The 296-nt window shown below is 58.8% G+C and carries 1 pseudogene; it reads right to left on the bottom strand.

Annotated features, from left to right (window positions below):
- Nucleotides 1–20: 20 nt before the first annotated feature.
- Nucleotides 21–296, bottom strand: a pseudogene (locus tag BK665_RS33725) (AMP-binding protein); the annotation flags it as partial.

Genomic DNA, 296 nt, shown 5'->3' with positions numbered 1-296 from the left:
GTGTATAGAATCTGTTACGCCGACAGGCGCAAATTGATGGTGTGGATCACCGCGCCGATCATCGGGATGGCGAAAATGCATTCCAGGTAACGATGGCTGTCCCAGTCCATCACCGCCACGGTATCCCCGGCCTTGACCCCGGCCGCTGTCAGCACATTGGCCAGCCGTGCGACCCGTTCGATCAGGGTCGGATAGCTGTAGCGCAACTGGTCGCGGTACACGATCTCGCGGGTGTTCTCGTAACGAGCGCCGGACATCAGCAGTCGTTTAATCAGCAACGGATACTGGTAAGCGCC

Origin of the sequence: Pseudomonas frederiksbergensis (assembly GCF_003732665.1) — a bacterium.
In the GTDB taxonomy this organism is placed as follows: Bacteria; Pseudomonadota; Gammaproteobacteria; order Pseudomonadales; family Pseudomonadaceae; genus Aquipseudomonas; species Aquipseudomonas frederiksbergensis_G.
The sequence above is the reverse complement of the archived record's forward strand: the minus strand, read 5'-3'. Positions and strand labels throughout refer to the sequence as shown.